At 71.1% G+C, this 23462-nt stretch carries 14 protein-coding genes; 3 read left to right on the forward strand and 11 right to left on the reverse strand.

Annotation, left to right across the window (positions count from 1 at the left end; genetic code table 11):
* Window positions 1-168 precede the first annotated feature (168 nt).
* Window positions 169-2100 carry an acyl-CoA dehydrogenase family protein gene (locus KUM49_RS00290; protein ID WP_217234579.1) on the reverse strand — a complete coding sequence of 644 codons (1932 nt, stop codon included), beginning with the start codon at window positions 2098-2100 and terminating at the stop codon, window positions 169-171.
* A 112-nt stretch (window positions 2101-2212) separates the two neighbouring features.
* Window positions 2213-2338, reverse strand: a complete 126-nt coding sequence (locus tag KUM49_RS49690) for a hypothetical protein (protein WP_302185380.1) — start codon at window positions 2336-2338, stop codon at window positions 2213-2215.
* Between the two features lie 280 nt (window positions 2339-2618).
* Between KUM49_RS49690 and KUM49_RS00295 the strand changes: the two genes are divergently transcribed.
* Window positions 2619-3638 (forward strand): LacI family DNA-binding transcriptional regulator, encoded by a 1020-nt coding sequence (locus tag KUM49_RS00295; RefSeq protein WP_217234580.1) that lies wholly within the window; start codon window positions 2619-2621, stop codon window positions 3636-3638.
* A gap of 71 nt (window positions 3639-3709) precedes the next feature.
* Complete coding sequence (locus KUM49_RS00300; RefSeq protein WP_217234581.1) at window positions 3710-5770, forward strand: TIM-barrel domain-containing protein; 2061 nt, start codon at window positions 3710-3712, stop codon at window positions 5768-5770.
* A 73-nt stretch (window positions 5771-5843) separates the two neighbouring features.
* Here KUM49_RS00300 and KUM49_RS00305 read toward each other — a convergent pair whose 3' ends face one another.
* The 7 genes from KUM49_RS00305 to KUM49_RS00335 form a co-directional block, all read right to left on the reverse strand.
* Window positions 5844-6569: a hypothetical protein gene (locus KUM49_RS00305; protein WP_217234582.1), complete on the reverse strand. Its 726-nt coding sequence runs from the start codon at window positions 6567-6569 to the stop codon at window positions 5844-5846.
* A 50-nt stretch (window positions 6570-6619) separates the two neighbouring features.
* Window positions 6620-8830 carry a glycoside hydrolase N-terminal domain-containing protein gene (locus KUM49_RS00310; RefSeq protein WP_217234583.1) on the reverse strand — a complete coding sequence of 737 codons (2211 nt, stop codon included), beginning with the start codon at window positions 8828-8830 and terminating at the stop codon, window positions 6620-6622.
* Window positions 8827-10794 carry a beta-galactosidase gene (locus tag KUM49_RS00315; RefSeq protein WP_217234584.1) on the reverse strand — a complete coding sequence of 656 codons (1968 nt, stop codon included), beginning with the start codon at window positions 10792-10794 and terminating at the stop codon, window positions 8827-8829. The genes KUM49_RS00310 and KUM49_RS00315 overlap by 4 nt, the downstream gene beginning before the upstream one ends.
* Window positions 10794-13004 carry a sialidase family protein gene (locus KUM49_RS00320; protein ID WP_217234585.1) on the reverse strand — a complete coding sequence of 737 codons (2211 nt, stop codon included), beginning with the start codon at window positions 13002-13004 and terminating at the stop codon, window positions 10794-10796. The genes KUM49_RS00315 and KUM49_RS00320 overlap by 1 nt, the downstream gene beginning before the upstream one ends.
* Window positions 13005-13134: 130 nt before the next feature.
* On the reverse strand, window positions 13135-14061 hold the full coding sequence (locus tag KUM49_RS00325) for a carbohydrate ABC transporter permease (protein WP_217234586.1): 927 nt from the start codon (window positions 14059-14061) through the stop codon (window positions 13135-13137).
* Window positions 14058-15110: a sugar ABC transporter permease gene (locus KUM49_RS00330; protein WP_217234587.1), complete on the reverse strand. Its 1053-nt coding sequence runs from the start codon at window positions 15108-15110 to the stop codon at window positions 14058-14060. Before KUM49_RS00330 ends, KUM49_RS00325 begins: the two co-directional genes overlap by 4 nt.
* Entirely contained in the window at window positions 15110-16789 is a 1680-nt protein-coding gene (locus KUM49_RS00335) for an extracellular solute-binding protein (RefSeq protein WP_217234588.1), read from the reverse strand. Before KUM49_RS00335 ends, KUM49_RS00330 begins: the two co-directional genes overlap by 1 nt.
* A 342-nt stretch (window positions 16790-17131) precedes the next feature.
* Here KUM49_RS00335 and KUM49_RS00340 point away from each other — a divergent pair, with 342 nt between their 5' ends.
* The gene (locus KUM49_RS00340; protein ID WP_217234589.1) at window positions 17132-19969 is read left to right on the forward strand and encodes a glycoside hydrolase family 3 C-terminal domain-containing protein; all 2838 of its coding nucleotides are present in this window, start codon (window positions 17132-17134) and stop codon (window positions 19967-19969) included.
* Between the two features lie 97 nt (window positions 19970-20066).
* Here KUM49_RS00340 and KUM49_RS00345 read toward each other — a convergent pair whose 3' ends face one another.
* On the reverse strand, window positions 20067-21512 hold the full coding sequence (locus KUM49_RS00345; RefSeq protein ID WP_217234590.1) for an aldehyde dehydrogenase family protein: 1446 nt from the start codon (window positions 21510-21512) through the stop codon (window positions 20067-20069).
* 177 nt (window positions 21513-21689) lie between these two features.
* Window positions 21690-23372, reverse strand: a complete 1683-nt coding sequence (locus tag KUM49_RS00350) for a PucR family transcriptional regulator (protein WP_217234591.1) — start codon at window positions 23370-23372, stop codon at window positions 21690-21692.
* Between the last annotated feature and the right edge of the window lie 90 nt (window positions 23373-23462).

Here is a 23462-nt window from a genome sequence, read left to right on the forward strand (position 1 = left end):
GTGCGTGCATGGCGTCGCGGGGCAGACGGGGCTTCCGCCCCGCGCCCTGAAGGGGCTGGACTGTCGGTCATCCCTCCATTGTGGCCGTAAGGACGGTGTGTGAGGACAGGGAGTCCCCCTCGTCCCCCGCACGGGGGGGCGGAGGGGGACTCCCTGCCCGTGGGCCGGTCAGCGGATCGGGCGGTGCACGTTCTCCTTCTGGCTCGGCCCCGGCGTCGCGTCGGCGATCCACGGCCCGTCGCCCGACGGGTCGACGACGCCCTCCTCCAGCCACTCGTACGTGCCCGAGAGCACGCCCTTGACGACCGTGCGGTCGAGGTCGTCGGTGTTGGTCCACAGGCGGCCGAAGAGTTCCTCGACGCGGATGCGGGACTGGCGGCAGAAGACGTCGGCGAGTTGGTAGGCCTCGCGGCCGTGGTCCTCGGTGGTGCGCAGGAGTTCGGCGCGTACGCAGGCCGCGCTCATCGCGAACAGTTCGGCACCGATGTCGACGATCCGGCCGAGGAAGCCCTGTTTGGTCTCCATCCGGCCCTGCCAGCGGGACATGGCGTAGAAGGTGGAGCGGGCGAGTTTGCGGGCGGTGCGTTCGACGTAGCGCAGGTGCGGGGAGAGGTCGACCTCGTGCTTGAACTCGTTGTAGGAGTTGGGTAGTTGGCCCGGCCCCGCAACCAGTTTGGGCAGCCACTTGGCGTAGAAGGCGCCGGCCTGGGCGCCCGCCTTCGCCTTGTCCGAGAGGGACTTCTCCGGGTCGATCAGGTCGCCCGCGACCGAGAGGTGGGCGTCGACGGCCTCGCGGGCGATCAGCAGGTGCATGATCTCGGTGGAGCCCTCGAAGATGCGGTTGATGCGCAGGTCGCGCAGGATCTGCTCGGCGGGCACCGCGCGCTCGCCGCGGGCCGCCAGCGACTCGGCTGTCTCGAAGCCCCGGCCGCCCCTGATCTGGACCAGTTCGTCGGCCATCAGACAGGCCATCTCGGAGCCGTAGAGCTTGGCGAGGGCGGCCTCGATACGGATGTCGTTACGGTCCTCGTCCGCCATCTGGGACGCCAGGTCCAGTACGGCCTCCAGGGCGAAGGTCGTCGCCGCGATGAAGCTGATCTTCGAGCCGACCGCCTCGTGGAAGGCGACCGGCTTGCCCCACTGCTCCCGGGCCGCCGACCACTCGCGGGCGATCTTCAGGCACCACTTGCCTGCGCCGACGCACATGGCGGGCAGCGAGAGGCGGCCGGTGTTGAGGGTGGTGAGGGCGATCTTGAGGCCGGCACCCTCGGGGCCGATGCGGTTGGCGGCGGGGACGCGGACCCGGTGGAAGCGGGTGACGCCGTTCTCCAGGCCGCGCAGGCCCATGAAGGCGTTGCGGTTCTCGACCGTGACGCCCTCGGAGGCGGACTCGACGACGAACGCCGTGATGCCGCCCTTGTGCCCCTCGGACTTGGGCACGCGCGCCATGACCACGAGGAGGTCGGCGACGACGCCGTTGGTCGTCCAGAGCTTGACCCCGTCGAGGACGTAGTCGTCTCCGTCGGGGACGGCCGAGGCGGCCAGGCGCGCGGGGTCCGAGCCGACGTCGGGCTCGGTGAGCAGGAACGCCGAGATGTCCGTGCGGGCGCAGCGCGGCAGGAACGTCTCCTTCTGCTCCTGGGTGCCGAACATCTTCAGCGGCTGCGGTACGCCGATCGACTGGTGGGCGGACAGCAGGGCGCCGATCGCCGGGTTCGCGGAGCCGACCAAGGCGAGGGCCTTGTTGTAGTAGACCTGCGTGAGGCCGAGGCCGCCGTACTTGGTGTCGATCTTCATGCCGAGGGCGCCGAGCTCCTTGAGCCCGTTGATCGTCTCGTCGGGGATCTGCGCGTCCCGCTCGATGCGCGCCGAGTCGATCTTCGTCTCGCAGAAGTCGCGGAGTTTGGCGAGGAATTCCTCGCCGCGCTGGGCGTCCTCGTCGGGCGGCATCGGGTGGGGGTGGATGAGGTCGAGCCGGAAGCGGCCGAGGAACAGTTCCTTGGCGAAGCTGGGCTTGCGCCAGTCCTGTTCCCGGGCGGCCTCCGCCACCTGGCGCGCTTCACGCTCGGTGACGGTGGGTTGGGTGGGTGCTGCGGACATTGAGGCTCACCTCGCCGCGAATCGGGATCTTGGGGCCGTTTGGTTACCGACGGGTGCTACCCGATCGTATGTACCCGATCCGGGCCGCCCCCACCACCCCTCGCGCGTCCGTTCAGCCGATGTCGGCCGCGCGGGACTTCGTGTCCGGGCGTCCCGTGCCCTTGAAGGCCCCGGTGCCGGGGTCGATGCCGCGGGCGTAGGTGTCGCCCGTCGGGAGCTTGCGCCGGACGAGTGCCATCAGAGGACAGGAGGCACTGCCCGGCCTCGCAGCACGGTCCTCCCCGTTCCGTAGCCCGCCACCCCCGGTCGTGGTAGGCAGGAACCTCCACCTCCGGACGGCCGGACGGCAGCGGGTCGGTCAACCGGCACCCCTACGGCCCGTCGTCCGCAAGTCGTAGTCGAAGCGCTTCGACAACCTATGGACACCCACCCCCGGTGGAGCTACTGTCGAACCACCCTCACCCGCCCTTATTCGCAACGCGCACTGTCGAAGCGCTTCACAAAGCTTGGAGAGCTGGATGGTCACCCTCGCCGAGGTCGCCCAGCACGCCGGAGTCTCGGCGAGCACGGTGAGCTATGTCCTCAGCGGCAAGCGGTCCATCTCCGGAGCCACCCGGCAGCGGGTGGAGCAGAGCATCCGCGAGCTCGGCTACCACCCGAACGCGGGCGCCCGCGCCCTGGCCAGCAGCAAGTCGAACATCATCGCGCTGATGATCCCGCTGCGCACCGACATCTACGTGCCGGTGATGATGGAGATCGCCATCGCGGTGGCCACCACGGCCCGCACGTACGGTTACGACGTGCTGCTGCTCACCGGCGAGGAGGGCCCCGACGCCGTGCGCCGCGTCACCGGCAGCGGGCTGGCCGACGCGATGATCCTGATGGACGTGGAACTCGACGACGAGCGGCTGCCGTTGCTGCGTGGCACCGACCAGCCGTCCGTGCTGATCGGACTGCCCGCCGACACCTCCGGACTGACCTGTGTCGACCTCGACTTCAGGGCGACGGGCGCGCTGTGCGTCGAGCACCTGGCGAAGCTGGGCCACCGCGACATCGCTGTCATCGGCGAGGCCCCGGCAGTCTACGAACGGCACACCGGCTTCGCCGAGCGCACTCTCGACGGACTGCGCTCCCGCGCCCAGGAGCTGGGCGTACGACTGCTGCACCGGCCCTGCGAGGGCGGGTACGACGCGATGGCCGTGACCCTCGCCCGGGTCCTCGACGAGCGCCCGGGCACCACCGGGTTCGTGGTGCAGAACGAGTCGGCTGTCGAGCCGCTGCTCGCCCTGCTGCGCCAGCAGGGGCGGGCCGTCCCCGAGGACGTGTCGGTGGTCGCGATCTGCCCGGACCAGGTGGCCGTCCAGGCCTCGGTGCGGCTGACGTCGGTCGCCATCCCCGCGCAGGACATGGGCCGGCACGCCGTGGAGCGGCTGGTCGCGAAGCTCGACGGCCACGGAGCCGACGAAGTCGTGCTGATCGCCCCCGAGCTGACGGTACGGACGAGCACGGGGCCCGCCCCGGCCCTGTCCGGATCCTGAGCCGGAACCCGCCCCCGCCACGCCCTGCCGGGGCACCGCCATGCCCGAAACTCCTTCAAGGAGCACTCCACGTGAATCAGCCTGCCGAAACCCAGCCCCCGGCCGGGGGCCAGCCCCAGGTCAGCCTCGCGCAGTCGTCTCCCACCGTCGGCACCTTCCGCGAGCGGGACGGCGCGCTGGAGTGGAGCGGCCGCCAGGAGACCGTGCGCATCGAACCGTGGGGTCCGGACGCGGTCCGGGTCCGCGCCCGGCTCGGCGGTCCGGTCCTCGAAGGGCTGCCGGGCGCGCTGCTCGACGAGCCGCCCGCCACCGAGTCCACCGTCAAGATCGAGGACGGGCAGGGTCTGCTGACCGTCGGCTCGCTGACCGTGGAGGTCAGCGCCGAGGGCCTGATCCGCTTCCTGCGCACCGCGGACGGCTCCGAGGTGCTGGCCGAGGACCGCGCGCACTTCTGGTGGCCGGGCTCGCGCCTCTACACCGCCGTCGGCAACGGCCACCACCGTCTGGAGCAGCGCTTCGCCGCCTACGACGACGAGAAGCTGTACGGCCTGGGCCAGCACCAGCACGGCCGGCTGGACCAGAAGGGCCTGGTCCTGGACCTGGTCCAGCGCAACGCCGAGGTCGGCATCCCGGTGCTCACCTCCAGCCGCGGCTACACGCTGCTGTGGAACAACCCGGCGATCGGCCGCGTCGAGCTGGCCGGCAACGGCACCCGCTGGGTGGCGGACTCGGCCCGCCAGCTCGACTACTGGATCACCGCGGGCGCCCCGGCCGACGCCCAGCGGCACTACAGCGCGGTCACCGGCCGCACCCCGATGCTCCCCGAGTGGGCGGCGGGCTTCTGGCAGTGCAAGCTGCGCTACCGCACGCAGGACGAACTCCTCGGTGTGGCCCGGGAGTACAAGCGGCGCGGACTGCCCCTCGACGTGATCGTCTGCGACTTCTTCCACTGGACGCACCTGGGCGACTGGAAGTTCGACCTGTCGGAGTGGCCCGACCCGGCGGCGATGGTGCGCGAGCTGGAGGAGCTCGGCGTCAAGCTGGTGGTGAGCGTGTGGCCGTCGGTGTCCCCGCTGAGCGAGAACCACCAGCTCATGGAGCAGCGCGGCTACTTCATCGGCACCCAGTACGGCCCGATGGCGCACGCCGACTGGCCGGACAAGGAGGTCGCCTCCACCGTCCAGGTCGCCTTCTACGACGCCACCAACCCCGAGGCCCGCGACTTCGTGTGGTCGCGGGTGAAGCGGAACTACCTGGAGCCGTACGGCATCACGGCCTTCTGGCTGGACGCCTGCGAGCCGGAGCTGAAGCCGGGCTTTCCGGAGAACCTGCGCTACTGGGCGGGTCCGGGCCTGGAGGTCGGCAACATGTACCCGGCCGAGAACGCCCGCACCTTCTACGAGGGCCTGCTGGCGACCGGCGAGGACGAGATCATCTCCCTCAACCGCTCGGCGTGGGCGGGCAGCCAGCGCTACGGCGCCGCCCTGTGGTCCGGTGACATCGGCACCGACTTCCCGACCCTGCGCCGCCAGATCGCGGCCGGCCTCAACACCGCCCTGTCGGGCATCCCGTGGTGGAACACCGACATCGGCGGCTTCCACGGCGGCGACCCGGACGACCCGGCGTACCGCGAGGTGATGATCCGCTGGTTCCAGTTCGGGGCGCTGTCCCCGCTGATGCGCCTGCACGGCTTCCGCGACCCCGGCATGCCGCTGGGCCCGGAGATGACCGGCGGTCCCAACGAGGTGTGGTCGTACGGCGAGGAGGCCGGGACGATCATGGAGCGGTACCTGCGGCTGCGCGAGCGCCTCAAGCCGTACGTCCTGAAGGTCATGCGCGAGGCCCACGAGGAGGGCCTGCCGGTGATGCGCCCGCTGTTCCTGGAGTTCCCCGAGGACCAGGCGGCCTGGTCGGTCGACGACGCCTATCTCTTCGGCGGGGACCTGCTGGTCGCCCCCGTGCTCACCGCGGGTGCCACGGCCCGCACGACGTATCTCCCGGCGGGCGCGACCTGGACGGACGCGTGGACCGGTGAGACGTACGAGGGCGGTACGGCCGTGACGGTCGACGCCCCGCTGGACCGCATCCCGCTGTTCCTGCGGGACGGGGCACGGCTGCCCGTGGCGGAGTAGTCGCGCGGGACGCGGAAGTGCGGCCGGTCCCGTGGGGGAGGACCGGCCGCACCGTCCTGCGGGGAGGCGGGGGTCAGCTGCTGCTGACCGTCAGGTTGTTGGTGGTGAAGTCCAGGCCGCCCTGCGACGAGGTGATCTCGTAGCCGAACTGGACGTCACCGATGGTCTCGTTGCCCATCCAGCCCTTGGTGTCCTTGATCCACTTCAGGATCGGCAGGATGTTCACGGTGCCGGAGCTGGAGTTGGAGGTGCGGATGAACGAGAAGACCTCGTTGGCGCCGTTGTTGCCCTTGTAGACGGTCCAGGAGTGGCCGCCGAGGGTCACGTTGCCCTGCGACGTGCCGAGCGGGCCGACGGCTCCGGTCTTGTTGACCCAGAGCATGATCTCGTAGTCGTAGTCCGTGTCCCAGATGTCGTACGAGGTGTTGTACGCGCCGGACGACGGGACGCTGACGTTGTAGCTGCTGGAGAGCGAACCCAGCGAGGTGATCGACTTGTTGATCACCTTCTTGGCGTTGGGGTAGGACTTGATGCCGCCGGTGTTGGGGTGGTTGGCCCAGGTGCCCCAGTTGGTGCCGGAGTTGGCCCAGGTGCACTGGGGGCCGGCCGGCGCGGACGGGGTGCCGCCCCAGATGTTGTTGTAGAGCGTGTAGCCGTTCAGGTTCGTGTTGCCGTACTGGTCGCAGGTGCTCCAGACGGCGGCGGAGGCGGGGGCGGAGGCGACGCCGACGGTGACGCCGAGCGCGAGGGCGGGGGCCAGCAGTACCTTGCTGATCCTGCCGATGGTGCGTGATGCCATGGTGTCCCTTCCATGGGTGGGGGGAAATGCGGGGGATTTTTTTTGGGGGGTTACCACGCCCCGAGAGTGAGGACGTGGTCTTCTCCGGCGACGAGGTGGAGCGGTTCGGCGCCGGAGGAAGTCCGGAGTTCGACGCGGTGGGTCCGGTTGGGGCGGATCACCGCGGTCGCTTCGTGCTGGTTCCAGGTGAGGTCGATCTCGGCCCCGAACCGCGTGCGGATGCCGAGCAGTTCGCCCTTCGGGTACGCCGGCGGCAGCGCGGGCAGCAGGACCAGCCGGTCCGGGGTCGACTGCACGAGCATCTCGACGAGCACGGCGGGCAGGGTGTGCGCGGCGTCCGCGTTGTAGACGTCACGGTTCGGGTAGTGCGCGCTCATCAGCGAGGCGTGGAAGAAGTCGCCCTTGAGGACCTGGCCGAGGGCGTGCGCGACCCGTTCGCCGTCACGCAGGCGGGCCGCGATCAGGGCGTGGTGCAGGTGGCCGTGCGCGGAGTCGTTCTCGGCGCCGCGCAGTTCGAGGGCCCGGTACGCGGCTGCCGCGAGGTCCGGGGTGTCGTAGGGGTTGATCTCGTCGAGCGGCCAGACGCCGTAGAGATGGCTGAGGTGGCGGTGGTCGTAGGTGTCGTCGAGGCCGGGCCAGGCCCACTCGGCGAGCGCGCCGTCGGCGTTGATCCGGTGGGGCGGGAGCCGGTCGGCGAGGGCACGCCAGCCGTCCGCCCGTTCCGGGTGGTAGTCGGCGGCGGTGTGCAGGGCGTGACGGGCGGCCGAGAGGTCCATGGCCGCGTTGATCGCGCCCCAGCTCGCGTTCGCCGGGCGGTTCTCCGGCGAGTAGGAGGGGACGACGACCAGGTGGCCGTCGGCGTCCGTCCGCGTGAGGAAGTCCTCGTAGAACAGGGCTGTTCGGGCGAGGGCGTGGGCGGTGCGCGGGTCGCGTTCGCCGCGGGTCTCGTCGTGGTCGACGAGCGGCTTGAGCAGCCAGTCGGCGCCGGCGGTCCACAGGTGGAGCGGGAATTCGCGGCTGAAGTGGTAGGTCAGCCCGGTCTCGCCGTCGCTGTGGGGCGGGGCGACCACACCGCGGGCACCGAAGATCGCGCGGGCGTTGTCGGCCCAGTCGTCGAGCTGTCGGTCGATCAGGGTGGCGTGGGCTTCCGTGACTTCGGGGAGGGCCGCGGCCGCGGCGGACGAGGTCTGGAGGTTGAGGTTGGCGTCGTTGGTGAACGCGCCCGCCCACGCCGTGTCCCAGTCGCCGGTCCACAGGCCGACGAGGCGGGGCGGGAGCAGTCCACTGGCGGAGAGCAGGTGGTAGCGGCCGGCGGCGAAGAGGCGTTCCAGGAGGGCGGGGCTGTCGGGGCGGGTCAGCAACTCCGCGCCGGGCAGGGCGCGTTCGGCTAGGTCCGCGCCGAGATCGAGGGTGACGCGCTCGTAGGCCGTGCGGTGCCGCTCGGTGTGGCGGTCCAGGAGGCGGGCGTACGGGTCGCCGTCGTCCGGGATCAGGTCGCCGAGGGCGCGGGCGTGGGCCAGGGCGTCCGGGTCGGGCGTGTCGGGTGCGTCCGTGTGCCGTAGGACGCGGGTGAGCAGGAGCACGGACTCGGCGCCGGTGATCCGCAGACCGGGTGGGGTGAGCGTCGTACGGCCGCCGGTGACCGCGACCAGCGTCACGCCGGTGTACGCGCGGTCGCTGCCGGGGTAGCGGGCGCGCAGGGTGAGCAGGGCGCCCTCGGGGGTGAGGACGGCACCGTGGCCGACGGCGAGGTCGTGAGGTGCGCCCGGGAGCCGGTGGTCGAGGGAGATGTCCAGGTCGGTGGCGGTGACCTGCTGGACGATGACGTCGTCGGCGCGTGAGACGAAGACCCGGCTGCTCCAGTCGGCGCACTCGGCGGTGGTGACGCCGGTCGTGAATTCGACGCAGCGGCGGTACGCGCGCGGTTCGCCCTCGGTCGTCCTGCGCAGCCGTACCTGGAAGGCCGGGTGGAACGGCTGGACCCACTGGAGGGCGCGGCCGTCCGTGAACGTCTCGGCGGCGCTCCGCTCTCCGGCGAGCAACCGGTCCTGGAGCGCGGGGAGTTCGGCGGCGAGCTCCGGCGGGCGGGCGTGTTCGGCGCCGTTCGGGCGGACGAGGGTGTGGTGCGTGACGATGACCCGCTCGTCGTTCGGGTCGCCGAACGCCATGGCGCCGTGCCGGCCGTTGCCGCTCAGGAAGGCGTCCTCCCAGCGGGCGGCGGGCCGCGGCTCCCAGGTGCCGTGGACGGGACCGGCGCTCATGGCTTCAGCACCGCCACTCCGTAGCGGCCGAGGGTGAGCTCGTCCGTGACGTCCGCGTCCGTGAGGAGGTCCCGGTGGGTGCCCGGCACCTCGACCGTCACGGACTCGCGGCCGTGGTTGAGGAGGAAGAGCAGATCACCGCGGCGGACCGCCTCGACCTGGGCGGGCAGCGCGTCGAGCGCGGGGCGGGCGCCCGCGTCGGCGGCGAGCCGGGCGAGCAGGTCGCGCATCGCGTCCGGCTCGGGGAGCGTCGAGAGGTACCAGGCGCGTCCCTTGCGGAGCACGGCCGGCAGCCCGTCGAGTTCCCCGCCCTTGTACACGGCCTCGACCTCGCCGTCCTCGGTCTTCTCGATCTCCTCCGACCACAGGGTGCCGCGGAAGCCGTCGCACTCGGCGCTCTCGCCCGCGTCCAGGGGCCACCACTCGTGCAGGGTGCGGATGCCGAACAGGTCGCGCAGGCGGGCGTCCATGCCGCCGGCCCGGACCCGGTCGTCCTCGTCGGCGACGCCGGTGAGGAAGCCGGAGACGAGGGTGCCGCCGCCGCGGACGTACCCGAGCAGGTTCTCGATCGCCGCGTCGGTGAGGGCGTACAGCTGGGGGACGACGACGAGCCGGTAGGCGCTCAGGTCGTGCTCGGGGTGGGCGAAGTCGGTCGTGAGGTGGGCTTCCCAGAGGGCTCGGTGCCAGGCCCGCAGGACGTCGGGGTAGTCGACTCGCGTGGACAGGCGGCCGTCCTGGGCGCCGGCCCACCAGGCGTGCCAGTCGTGCAGGACGGCAATGCCGTTGGGTGAGTGGCTGTCCGTCACCTCTGCGCCGATCTTCGCGAGGTCCGCGCCGAGCTGCTTGACCTCCTGGTAGGTACGGCCCTCCTCCCCCGCGTGACTGACCATCCCGGAGTGGAACTTCTCCGAGCCCTGCCGGGACTGCCGCCACTGGAAGTAGCAGACGGCGTCGGCTCCTCGGGCGACGGCCTGGAGGGACCAGAGGCGGTTGAGGCCTCGCGGCTTGGGGTGGTTGACGCCCCGCCAGTTGACCGGGCCGGCGGCCTGCTCCATCAGCATCCAGGGACCGCGCGCCTGGGAGCGGGTCATGTCCTGGACCAGGGCGCCGTTCTGGGCGCCGAAGGGGTCGCGCGGGTCGGGGTAGAGGTCGACCGAGACGACGTCCTCCTCCTCGGCCCAGCGCCAGGCGTCCTGGCCCACCCACAGCGGCATGAAGTTGGTGGTGACGGGGAGGTGCGGGGTGGCCCGGCGGACGACGTCTCGCTCGGCGGTGTAGCACTCCAGAAGCATGTCGGACGTGAACCGCTTGAAGTCCAGTACCTGGGTGGGGTTCTTCAGGTAGTGGGCGTGCCGGGGCGTGTGGATCTCCGCCCAGTCGCCGTAGCCCTGGCTCCAGAAGGCGGTGCCCCAGGCCTCGTTGAGGGCGTCGAGCGTGCCGTACCTCTGCTGGAGCCAGTTACGGAAGCGGGCCGCGGCCTCGTCGCTCCAGTCGTAGGTGCAGTACTCGTTGTTGATGTGCCACATGGTGAGGGCCGGGTGGCCGCCGTAGCGGGCGGCCAGGTCCTCGGTGATGGCGGCGGCGTAGCGGCGGTAGACGGCACTGGAGTGCGAGAAGTGCTGGCGGCCGCCCCACCACTCGGTACGGCCGTCCTGGTCGACGGGCAGGGTCTCGGGGTGGAGGTGCCCCATCCAGGGCGGGGGCGAGGCGGTGGGCGTGGCCAGGACGACCCCGATGCCGTGGTCGTGCATCAGGTCCATCAGCCGGTCCAGCCAGCCGAAGTCCCGCTCCCCCGGGCGGGGTTCGAGCTTCGCCCAGGAGAAGACGCCGAGGGTGACGGAGTTGACGCCGGCGTCCTTCATCAGGCGGACGTCGTCGAGCCAGGTCTCCTCGGGCCACTGTTCGGGGTTGTAGTCGCCGCCGTAGAGGATGCGGCCGCGGGTGGCGTCGGCGAGCCCTGGCATCAGACGGGCTCCCCGTACTGGACGCCGCGCCCGTTGGTGGCGAGGTAGACACGGCCGTACACGCGCGGGTCACCGGTGATCGCCTCGCCGATCCAGCCCCACTGGTGCTGGTCGTCGTTGATCCGCACCCAGGTCCTGGCCTCGTCGTCGGAGCGGTAGACGGCGGTGATGGCCTCGGTGGACCCGACCAGGTAGACCGCCGGGTAGTCGGCACCGTCGGCGGCCTTGCCGAAGCCGAGGGCGTGCGAGGCCCAGCAGCTGTCGGACCTGGCGAAGGTGACCCCGCCGTCGGTGGACCGGTGGAGGCCGTTGGTCTTGGTGGAGAGCCACAGGTCGCCCGACCTGCCGGGGGCGGCGACCAGCTCGAACTGACCGTCGCCGGAGGGGAGTCCGGTCGCACGCGCCGTGAACGACAGGCCACCGTCAGTGCTGGCGAACAGCGTTCCCGTGTCGGTGTCGTACGCGTAGAAGCGCGTCGGGTCGGCCGGGTCGGCGACCGGCGTGGCGCCCTTCGGGAAGGAGGGGACCTCGGTCCAGGTGGCACCGTTGTCCGCCGAGCGGTGGGCCGCGTACCTCGTGCCGTCCCAGTGCACGAAGGACCACAGCAGCACGCTGCCGTCGGCGTTGGCGGCGATCGGTCCCGGTGCGTCCTTGGCGATCGCGGGCTGGGCCTTGAAGGGTGCCCAGGTCTGGCCGCCGTCGTTCGAGTGGGCGCCGTTGCCGTTGTCGCCCCAGCCCGCGCGGACCACGTACGCCGGTCTGGCCGCGGCCTGCGCGAGTCCCGTCGCCGACCCGAAGACGGGGTTCGACGCCATGCCGCGCGAGGGCGACGCCGTGAGCGACTCGTGGTACATCACGCCGATGTCCCCGTTGCCGCTGATCAGGTGCGCCGTTCCGGCCGGGGGCGAGATCAGCTGGCGGGCGGACGCCTCCTCCAGGCCGCGGATCCGAGGGGCCCAGTTCTTCAGGTCCCGGGTGCCGTAGATGGTCGCGCCGGTGCCGTAGAGGACGTGCCGGGAGTCGTACGGGTCGAGGGCGAGGGCCTGGATCCACCAGCCGAACTTCGGCTTGTCCGCTCCCCACTTGAGGTAGGGGGTTTCGGAGACGTCGAGGACGGCCGTGTCCTCCAGGGACGTCCAGGTGCGTCCGCCGTCGGTGCTGCGGAACACCGTGTCGACCGCCGCCCACCGGTTGTTGGTGGAGACGACGAGCGTGCCGGACCGACGGGCGTCGACGGCGACACCGCCGTAGCCGAAGGTGTCGGCCGAGCCGTCGGCGGTGGTGCCGCCCGGCTTGACGGGCGTGACCTCGGTCCACTTGCCGTTGAGGGTGCACAGCTTGTGCACGCTGCCGTCGGACTGGCCGTTGGGGCCGGGCGCGTTGGCGTACGTCACGTAAAGGTGGCTGGTGCCCCGGTCGTAGGCGGCGCGGATCGGCACCTTGGCGGCGGCGCCGGACGGCTGACCGGAGACGGCTTCCCAGGTGCTGCCGTCGGCGGTGCGGAACAGGTTGGCGGTGGTGCCGTCGCTGTCACCCCAGCCGGCGTAGAGCGTGCGCCCGGCGGCGACGAGGAGGGTGACGCCCTGGCCGGTGCCGCTGGGGGTGGCGGGGAAGCTCACCGCTTTCCAGGTGGCGCCCCGGTCGGTGGACTTGAGCAGCCCGTCGTGCCGGGTGCCCAGCCACAGGACGTCACTGTCGCGCGGATCGACGAGCAGCCGTTCGCCGGCGCCGCGCCCGTCCTCGTTGGCGCCGAGCTTCACATCGAGGTCGGTACGGGCCCAGGTGGCACCGCGGTCCTCGGACCGCAGGACGGCACCGTTGCCGGCCCAGGACTGGGCGTAGGTGCCGAGGGAGAGGTAGAGGCGGTTCGGGTGGGCGGGGTCGACGGCCATGGCCTCGACGCCGAGCAGGTTCCAGTCGTCCCAGCCGAGGTGGTCGGTCAGCGGGACCCAGCTCGCGGTGCGGTCGTCCCACCGGTAGGCGCCGCCGATGTCGGTACGGGCGTAGGCGAGGCCGCGGACGGAGGGGTGGAAGAGGATGCCGGTGACGAAGCCGGTGCCGCCCTGGACGACGTTGCGCCAGCGGTAGGCGGGGGCCACTTGGGCCTCGGCGCCGTACGCATACCCCTGGCCTACGGGAATCGCGGTGAGCGCGGCGGCGGCCGCGGTTCCGGCGAGAACGGCACGTCTACTCAGGCTGGACGCGTGCATGACACTTACCTCGATCTACGAAAGGGGAGTGGGATACCTGCCCGGGGGCGCGGGGAACTGCGCGACCAGCCACGACGGACCCGCAGCCGGAAGACCACAGAGACTCCCACTCACGCCCACCGCTCGGGCGTCAGCCCTTCACGGCACCCGTCAGCATGCCCTTCTTGAAGTGCCGCTGGACGAGGGGGGAGGCGACCGCGACGGGGATCAGCGCGAGGACCATGACGGCCATCTGCAGCCCCAGGGCGGAGAGTTGACCGGTGCGAACAGCCTGCTGGAGGCCGGTCGGCGCTTCGGTGTTCTTCTGGACCAGCTGGATCAGCACGTTCTGCAGCGGCATCATCTGCTGGTCGGTGAGGTAGATGGAGGCGTTGAACCAGGCGCTCCAGTACCCGACCGCGTAGAACAGGGAGATGACGGCCAGCACCGCCCGCGACAGCGGCATGATGATGGTCAGCAGGATGCGCAGGTCACTGGCCCCGTCGATGCGGGCGGACTCGGTGAGTTCGGGTGAGATCCCCATGAAGAAGGCCCGCAGCACGAGGATATTGAAGACGCTGACCGCGCTCGGCAGGATCAGGGACAGGTAGGTGTCGGTAAGGCCCAGCGACTGCACCAGGAGGTAGGTCGGAATGAGGCCGGCCCCGAAGAACATGGTCGCCATCATGGTGATCAGAAAGAATCGGTGACCCATACTGCCCGGCCGGGACAGGCCGTAGGCCGCGAGCACCGACACCGTCATCGAGAACAGCGTGCCGAAGAGCGTGACGCCGAGCGAGACCATGATCGCCCGGCTGACCTGGCCGCCGCTGAGCAGTTCCGTGTAGTTGACGAAGGTGATGCCCTGGGGGATCACGACGAGGCCGCCCACGCGGTCGATCACCGGCTTCGGGGAGAGGCTGGTGACGATCACGATCCACAGCGGGGCGAGTACCCCCAGGCAGCACAGGATCAGGAAGCCGCCCTTCGCCGTGAGTCCGGCCTTGCTGGGCGGCTCCTCCCACACGGGGCGGGCGGGAGCCTTGAGGCTGCGGACGAGCTGCGTGTTGAGGCTCACTTCTTGTACACCCCCTGCTCGCCGAGCAGGTGCGCGAACTTGTTCGCGCCCAGGACGAGACAGACTCCGATGGCGCCTTTGACGAGGCCGACCGCGGCCGCGTAGCTGAAGTCGCCGTTCTGGATACCCATGTTCCACACATACGTGTCGAGGACCTCGCTGGCCCCCACACCGACCGCGTACCGCTGGAGCAGGAACTGTTCGAATCCGACGCTCAGCGCGTCACCCACCCGCAGGACCAGCAGCAGCGCGATCACCGGGCGCAGCGCGGGCAGCGTCACATGCCACATGCGCCGCCAGCGTCCGGCACCGTCCATGGCGGCGGCCTCGTACAGATCGGTGCTGACCGCGGCCAGCGCGGCGAGGAAGACGATGATCCCCCAGCCGGCGTCCTTCCACACGGACTGCGCGGTGACCAGGTACTTGAACAGGTCCGCGTTGGTCATCAGGTCGAAGCCGCTCCAGCCGTGGTCCTCCAGGGTCTGGGCGATGATGCCCGCGCCGCCGAACATCTGCTGGAAGACGGTGACCACGAGGACCCACGAGAAGAAGTGCGGCAGATACATGATCGCCTGTGCCACCGCCCGCACCCGGGGCCGGACCACGCTGTTGATGAGCAGCGCGAGCGCGATGGGGATCGGGAAGAACAGCACCAGTTGGAGCGAGAACAGGACGAGGGTGTTCTGCGTGGCGTCCCAGAACAGCGGGTCGTCGACCATCCGCGAGAACTGCTCGACGCCGACCCAGGGGCTGTGGAAGATCGCCGTGACGCCGTTGCTGGAGACGTACGGGTCGTAGTCCTGGAAGGCGACGACGTTGCCGAGCAGCGGGACGTAGTTGAAGATCAGGAGCAGCACGATGACGGGCAGCGTCATCAGGATGAGCGCGCGGTCCCGGCGCAGCCGGACCCGCCAGGGAATCTTGCCCGCCTTGCCCGCCCTGCGCGGCACCCGCTCCTTCGCCGCGGCGGCGGCGACCGCGGCCGTCGGTTCCTCGACGGCCGCGGGGGGACGGGTCCCGTCGGGCCTGCTCCCCGCCGTGATGGACATCAGTTGGCGCTGCCGTTCTTGTCGATGAGCTGCTTGTACCAGTCGCGCAGCTTGTCGCCCCCGGAGGACTTCCACGTGGAGATGGCCTGCTGGACGTCGGACAGCTTCTTGTTGCCGCGCACGTAGTCGATCTCGTACTGCTCGAACTGGCTGGAGAGGTTCGCGTAGCGGCTCGGCTCGACGATGTTCATGCCGAAGGTGGACGTCTTCGTCATGAAGGCGCCCATCCGCTGCTGCCACTCGACCTGCTTGCGGGCGATCTCAGGGAGGTCGGGGTGAGCGTAGTAGGCGGCCGGAGCGGCCAGCATCACCCAGGCGTTGAGCACCTCGGAGTTGCCCAGGTCGTTCTTGACCGGGACGCCGTCCTTGACCGTGTAGTGGGTGCCCTCGACGCCGTAGTCGACGAGCATCCGCTCCTTGGTGCCGTAGGGCGCGGCCGCGAAGTTGGCGGCGGCCAGCGCGTTCTCGATCGTCGCCTTCGAGGCGCCCTTCCGGATCAGCGACCAGATGGTGGCGGGCTGGGACGCGTACAGCGTCGGGTCGCCGCCGTCCGCGCCGAAGAGGTCGATGGCCTCGATCCGGAGGTCCGGGTTGGACTGGGCCTGTTCGGCGCTCTTCCCGTACCAGTCGGCGATGTTGGTGTTGTAGACCAGGATCTGTCCGGCGGTGAACCGCTGGCCCTGGTCGCCCGAGCGCGCCTTGTCGTCGGGATGGACCACGCCCGCGTCGAACAGCTTGCGGACCCACTCCAGAGCCTCGAGGTATTCGGGCTGCTCGATGCGGTACGTCAGCTTGCCGTCGGACCCGATGTTCCAGCCGATCGGCCCGGAGCCGCGGACGCCGAAGATGTGGAAGGCGCTCCAGGACATGTCGCCGCAGGCCCACACCTTGGCCTTGGAGCTGGTGGCCTCCTTGGCCCAGCTCATGAACTCGTCGGGCGACGTGGGTACCGAGTAGCCCTTCTTGTCGAAGAGGTCCTTGCGGTACAAGGGCGTGATGAAGTTCGCGGTGGCGGCCGGCATCGGAATGCCGCGCAGCGCGCCGCCGAAGATGCCCATGCGCCAGGCGTCGGAGGGGATCGCGGCCAGGTTCGGGTACTTCTTGACCTTGTCGCCCGCCAGGTGGGGGCTGAGGTCCATGAACTTCGCGGTGACCGCGTTCGAGATCTTGCCGACCAGTTCCCAGCTGGGCACGACCACCATGTCGGGTATGGAGCTGGAGGCGAGGACGGCGCCGAGCTTCTGCCCGTAGGTGTTGCCGTCCTGGTTCTGCCAGGTGACCTTGGTGCCGGCGGCGGCGTCGAGGGCCGTGTAGTAGGCGCAGCCGGCCTTCGGCGGGGAGCCCCAGAACGGGGACATGATCTTGAAGGGGGCGTCGGTGCCGAGCTTGTCCGGAACCGAGGTGGACAGGGCCGCGAGGTCGACCTTGCCGGTGTATCCGGAAGCCGAGCCGTTCTTCGAGGGAAGGTCCGGCTTGGCGACCGCGCTGGCGACGAACGCCGGGAGCAGCTTGTCCGCGGCCTTGCCCGACGTGGTCCCGTCACCCGACCCGCTGTCGGAGCCGCCGCAGGCGGCAAGCAACGGCATCCCGCCCGCCACCGCTGCGGTGGCGACCGCAGTGGAGGCGAGGAAGCTTCTCCGGCTGGGCCCGGAGGAGGCGGAAGCGGCGTTCGGCGTCATTGCGTCAACCCTTCATGGCGCACCAGGACACCCGGCGGTGGAGCCGTCGGCTGCGGTGTCTTGAGTGGAACTGGCTGAGCTGAAGCGGTCGTAGCGACTAGTCGAAGTAGTCGAAGCGCTTCGATGTTGCTGCGAGGTTAAGTGAACACCCCATGGTGCACAAGGGTCGTTCCCAAGATTCCTCCGAGGTGTAGAGGATCGGACCGGCCTCTTATGCGACTTGAAATGTCGGTCGGGAGTCGGAGTTGTTGCCTTGGGGTGTCTTGACACCCGCCCCCGGATCGAATGAGCATCGAAGCGCTTCGAAAGCGCTTCGCCGCTCCATCGCAAGGGGATCCCCACGTGACCGCACAAACGCCGCCTACGACGCCTTTCCGCGATCCGCGCCTGCCGTTCGCGAAGCGCATCGACGACCTGCTGTCGCGGCTGACCCTCGACGAAAAGGTCGGTTTCCTGCACCAGTTCGCACCCGCCGTCGAACGGCTGGGCGTCGCCGGGTTCCGCACCGGCCAGGAGGCCCTGCACGGCGTGGCCTGGATGGGCCCGGCCACCGTGTTCCCGCAGGCCGTGGGCCTCGGCGCGACCTGGAACACCGATCTGGTACGCCGGGTCGGCGAGGCGGTGTCCAAGGAGGTCCGGGCGATGCGCGCCCGCGACGAACGCGTGGGCCTCAACATCTGGGCGCCGACGGTGAACCTGCTCCGGCACCCGCTGTGGGGCCGTAACGAGGAGGGCTACTCCGAGGACCCGAAGCTCACCTCGGCCATCGCCACCGCCTACACGCACGGCCTGCGCGGCGACCATCCGACGTACTGGCGCACGGCGCCGGTCCTCAAGCACTGGCTGGCGCACAACAACGAGACGGACCGGGCCACCGCGTCGAGTTCGGTCCGCCCGCGGGTGCTGCACGAGTACGACCTGCGCGCCTTCCGCGAGACGGTCGAGGCGGGCGCCACGGCCGGGGTGATGCCGGCGTACAACCTGGTCAACGGCCGTCCGAACCACGTCTCGCCCTATCTGCGCGAGCACCTGCGCGCCTGGACCGACGAGGAGCTGCTGGTCTGCTCGGACGCGGGGGCGCCCTCCAACCTGGTCGACTCCGAGCACTACTTCGACACCCACGAGGAGGCCACCGCGGCCGCGATCCTCGCCGGCGTCGACAGCTTCACCGACCACGGCACGGACAGCTCCCAGATCGTCGCGCGCATCAAGGGAGCCCTGGAGCAGGGCCTGCTGACCGAGACCGACATCGACGCCGCCGTACGCCGCCAGCTCTCGGTCCGCCTCCGCCTCGGCGAGTTCGACCCGCACTACGACCCGCACGCGGACACCAAGGACTTCGACACGCCGGCGCACCGCGCGCTCGCCCAGGAGGCCGCCGAGCAGGCCGTCGTCCTGCTCAAGAACGACGGCGTGCTGCCACTGGCCCCGGACACCCGGATCGCCGTGGTCGGCCTGCTCGCCGACGAGTGCAAGCTCGACTGGTACAGCGGCACCCTCATCCACCGCTCGACCCCGCTGGAGGGCCTGTACGAGCGGTTCGGCGCGGAGCGCGTCGAGTTCGCGGAGGGAGTGGACCGGGTCCTGCTGAAGACCTCGGCGGGTACGTTCCTCCAGGTGCCCTCCGCCGAAGGCGCGGCCGACGAGGCGCGTGGCGCCGAGGGCGCGCTGGACCCGGCCCTCCTCGCGGGCCGCACCGACCTCCCCCCGCTCACCGCGGCAGCCGTCGGCACCGAACTCGCGCTCGTCGACTGGGGCGAGGGCGTCCTGACCCTGCGCGCGCCCGACGGCCGGTACCTCTCGGTCGCCGAGGACGGCTACGTACGCGCCTCCGCCGACCAGCCGGGCGGCTGGGTCGTCCAGGAGACCTTCCGGCTGGAACCGCACGGTTACGGGCACCTCCTCAAGCACGTCGGCACGGGTCGCCACGTCGCTGTCGCCGCCGACGGGGTGAAGGTTGCCGACGAGAACCCGGAAACGTTCGAGCTCATCGTCGTCGAACGCGGCGAGGACGCAGTGACCAGGGTTACCGCCGAGGCGGATGTGGTGCTTGTGGTCGCGGGCAACGACCCGCACATCAACGGCCGCGAGACCGAGGACCGCACGACCCTGCGCCTGCCCGCCCAGCAGGAGCGTCTGCTGCGCGCCGCTCGCGCCGCCCATCCGAACACCGTCCTGGCGCTGACCTCCGCCTACCCCTACGCGGTCGACACCGCCGATCTCCGGGCGGCGCTGTGGACCGCCCACGGCGGCCAGGCGGCCGGCACCGCCCTCGCCCGCGTCCTGGCCGGTGACGTCTCCCCCGCCGGCCGCCTCCCGCAGACCTGGTACGCCGACGACGCCGACCTGCCCGGCCTCCTCGACTACGACGTGATCGGCAGCCGCCAGACGTACCTCTACTTCGAGGGCACGCCCCTCTTCCCGTTCGGCCACGGCCTGTCCTACACGACGTTCTCGTACGGCGATCTCGCCTCCCGCACCGAGGGCGAGACGCTGCACGTCTCCTTCACGGTCACGAACACCGGGGACGTCACGGCCGACGAGGTCGCCCAGCTCTACACCCGTGCCGTGGACCCGGTGATCCCGCGCCCGCGCCGCGAGCTGCTGGCGCACGAGCGCGTGACCCTGGCGCCGGGCGCCCGGGCGGAGCTGGCCTTCGACGTCCCGCTGCGCGCCTTCGCGTTCTGGGACGTGGCCCAGGGCCGCCTGCGCCGGGAGCCGGGCCCCTACGAGCTGCTGGCCGGCGCCTCCAGCGAGGACGTCCGCCTCCGTACGACCGTCGTGCTGGACGGCGAGCCCTCGGCCCCCCGTCCCGTGGGTGAACGCGGCCTGGACGCGGCCGGCTTCGACGACCAGAGCGGCGTCGAGATCGTCGACCGTACGAAGACCTCGGGCGACGCGGTGACGGCGGCGGAGGACCGAACCGGTGAACTGGTGTACCGCGGCTGCGACTTCGGCTCCGGGGTCACGGAGGTGCGGGTGACCGTGTGCGGCGAGGGCGTGGTCGAGTTCTCGCTCGACGGCGGTCCGGTGCTCGCCACCCTGACGTCGGGCGCGTCCGGCTCCGGGCCGTACGCCTACACCACGCTCGGCGCCGACGTCGTCGCCGAAGGCGTGCACGACGTCCACCTCAGGCTGCGCGGCCCGTTGCGGCTCGCGCATGTCGGCTTCTCCGGTTGAGGGTCCGGGGAAGTCCGGCACAGAGAAGGGGCCCGGCACCGGAAGGCATCGGTGCCGGACCCCTTCGGGGAGCCTATATGAAAATGGTTCCCATGAGCTAGAGGGCCAGTCCGGTTAGGACCAGGACCCGCTCGTACGTGTAGTCGTCCATCGCGAACTTCACGCCCTCGCGGCCCACACCGGACTGCTTGACCCCGCCGTACGGCATCTGGTCGGCGCGGTAGGAGGGCACGTCACCGATGACGACACCGCCGACCTCCAGTGCGCGGTGGGCACGGAAGGCGGCCTGGAGGTCGTGGGTGAACACGCCCGCCTGCAGGCCGTACTTGGAGTCGTTGACGGCGGCGAAGGCCGCGGCCTCGCCGTCCACCTTCTGCAGGGTGAGGACCGGCCCGAAGACCTCCTCGCAGGAGATGGTGGTGCTCGCCGGCACCTCGGTCAGGACGGTCGGCGCGTAGGAGGCGCCGTCGCGCTCGCCGCCGGTGTGGAGCCGCGCTCCCGCCTCGACGGCCTCCCGCACCCACGCCTCGACCCGCTTGGCGGCGTCCTCGCTGACCAGCGGCCCGACGTCGGTCTTGTCGTCGGACGGGTCACCGGTGACCTGGGCCTCGACGGCGGCGACCACGCGGGGCAGCAGCCGGTCGTAGACGGAGGCGTCCGCGAGGACCCGCTGGACGGAGATGCAGGACTGGCCGCCCTGGTAGTTGGAGAAGGCGGCGATGCGGGTGGCGGCCCAGTCGAGGTCGGCGTCGGAGGCGTAGTCCCCGAGGACGACCGCGGCGCCGTTGCCCCCCAGCTCCAGGGTGCAGTGCTTGCGCGGCACCGAGTCCATGATCGCGTAGCCGACCTTCTCGGAACCGGTGAAGGAGATGACCGGCAGGCGCTCGTCCTGGACGAGGGCGGGCATCCGGTCGTTGGGCACCGGGAGGATGCTCCAGGAGCCGGCGGGCAGTTCGGTCTCGGCGAGCAGCTCGCCGATGACCAGCCCGGAGAGCGGGGTGGCGGGGGCCGGCTTCAGGATGATGGGCGCGCCGGCCGCGATCGCCGGGGCGATCTTGTGGGCGCACAGGTTCAGCGGGAAGTTGAACGGCGCGATGCCGAGGACCACGCCCTTCGGGAAGCGGCGGGTGAGGGCGAGACGGCCCTGCCCGCCGGCGTCCGTGTCGAGGCGCTGCGCCTCACCGCCGTTGAACCGGCGGGCCTCCTCGGCGGCGAACCGGAACACGGAGACGGCCCGGCCGACCTCGCCGCGGGCCCACTTGATCGGCTTGCCGTTCTCCTCGGAGATGAGCTGGGCGATCTCCTCGGTGCGCTCGGCCAACCGCCTGCTGACGTGGTCGAGGGCGGCGGCGCGGACGTGGGCGGGGGTGGCGGCGAACTCGTCCCGTACGGCGTGCGCGGCGGCCACGGCCTCCTCGGTCTGCGCGTCGCTCGGCACAGCGACCTTGCCGACGAGGCGACCGTCCCAGGGCGAGGTGACGTCGAAGCTGTCCTCGCCGGTGGCCTGGCGGCCGGCGAGCCAGAAGGCGTGGGTGGAAGTCATGTGTCCGACGGTAGGGGTGGGGAGGGCGGAGGGTGTTTGGCCGGGGTGGAGTGGTGGGGATGGGTGGGTGCGCCGGATTGGCAGGTTGGGTCGCCGTTCATCCGGGCGAGTCGGGTGGTGGGTGGGCGCGGGCCGGGGGTCTCGAGGCGGAGCCTGCGGCACCACCACCCCGGCGTCCTACTCCGCCGACGTCGCCTTCAACGCCAGCCACAGCTCCATCCGCACATCCGGATCGTCCAGCGACCGCCCCAGGATCTCCTCGACGCGCCGCATCCGATACCGCAGCGTATGCCGGTGCACCCCAAGATCCGCGGCCGCCGCATCCCACTGGCCGTGCCGCGACAACCACGCCCGCAACGAGGCCACCAGATCCCCCCGCCCGGTCGCGTCATGCTCGTACAGCGGCCGGAGCAACCCGTCCGCGAACGCCTTCACCGCGTCGTCCGCGAGCAACGGCAGCACGGACCCCGCCGCCAGCTGCTCGTGCTCGACCAGCACCCGCCCCCGCCGCCGAGCCACCGACAACGCCTGCTCGGCCTGCTTGTACGCGGCCGCCGCGGCGATCGGCCCGACCGGCGTCGACAGCCCCACGACCAGCTCGTCCTCGTCACCGCCGGCCGTCTGCTCCCGCACCCCCGCGCGCGCGGCCTCCAGCGCGGCCGCGTACTCCGAGCACGCGGCCACCGCGGCACCGCCGTCCGTGGCCAGCACCACCAGCCGCTGCCCCTCGCCTCCCCCGTTCTCCGGCACGACGAGTACGGCCTCGCCGGAGCGGGCCGCGGCCGACTCCACGACCTCGGTGAGGGCACCCAGCGGATCACCGTTCGTGTCGGCCGCGGCGAGCGTCGCGGCGGTCGGCTTGCCGAGGGGCACGCGCGCGGGGCCGTCGGTCTGCACTCGCGCGGCCGACGCCGCGGAGGCCGACTCGGCGACGATCACCCGGAAGGGGGCGTCCAGCAGAGCGCCGTACAGATCCCCGGCGACCGTCCGCGCGTGGTCCGGTTCCCCGGCGAGCAGCATGCGCAGCACCGCCGTGCCGATCCGCTGCTCGGCCGCGTGCAGGGAGCGCGAACGTTCCGTCGTGAGGGTCAGCAGGGCGATGGCCGAGTGGACGGCGTACCGCTCGGCCGTGCCGAGGGTCGCGGCCGTCCCCACGGCAAGCGCCGCCCGCGGCCGTCGCCCGGCGCCCAGCGAGTGCAGCTCGACCCGGTCCTCGTGCTCGGGGCCGCCCACGACCGAGGAGGCGGGCGCGGGCCGCTCCCGCAGCCGCTCGACGTCCGCGGTGAGCCGGGCGGCCCGCCGCCCCGCCCACTCCGGCGCCGTGGCGACGACGGCGCCCGAGGCGTCGTAGAGCGCCGCCCACCCGTCGACCTGCGAGGCGAGTGAACTCAGCAACCCCTCCGGGCCGTCCGTCAGTGCCTGCTTGGTCAGTTCCCTCTGCGCCGCGAAGCCCGCGGTCACCGCCCGGTACTGGTCGGCGGCGATCGCCGCGGACACGGCCTTGCTGATGGCGAGGAAGGGGGTGCGGCGCGGCACCTCGAGCAGCGGCAGGCCCTCGTGCTCGGCGGCGTCGACGAGCGCCTGGGGGACCTCGTCGTAGGCGACCCCCACGGCGAAGCCGAGCCCGACCACCCCCGCCTCCACCAGCCGCCTCACATAGCGTGCCATCGCCTCCGCGTCCCCCACGTCCAGCTTCAGCGCGGTGATCAGCAGCAGTTCCCCGCCCTCCATGTAGGGCACGGGGTCGGCGAGCTCGCTGACGTGTGCCCAGCGGACCGGCACGTCCAGGCGGTCCCCGCCCGCCCGCACGGTCAGCTTCAGTGCGGAGTGATGGACGAGCGAGGCGAGCGTGGGGGGCATGAGGCCTTCAGGTATGTGTGACCGTCGTGATCTTTGTGATCTTTTGGCCGTAACGTATGAACGGCCTGTGCCGATTCTGCCTCACCGTAC

It is taken from the genome of Streptomyces sp. AC555_RSS877, assembly GCF_019049245.1.
Classification (GTDB): Bacteria; Actinomycetota; Actinomycetes; order Streptomycetales; family Streptomycetaceae; genus Streptomyces.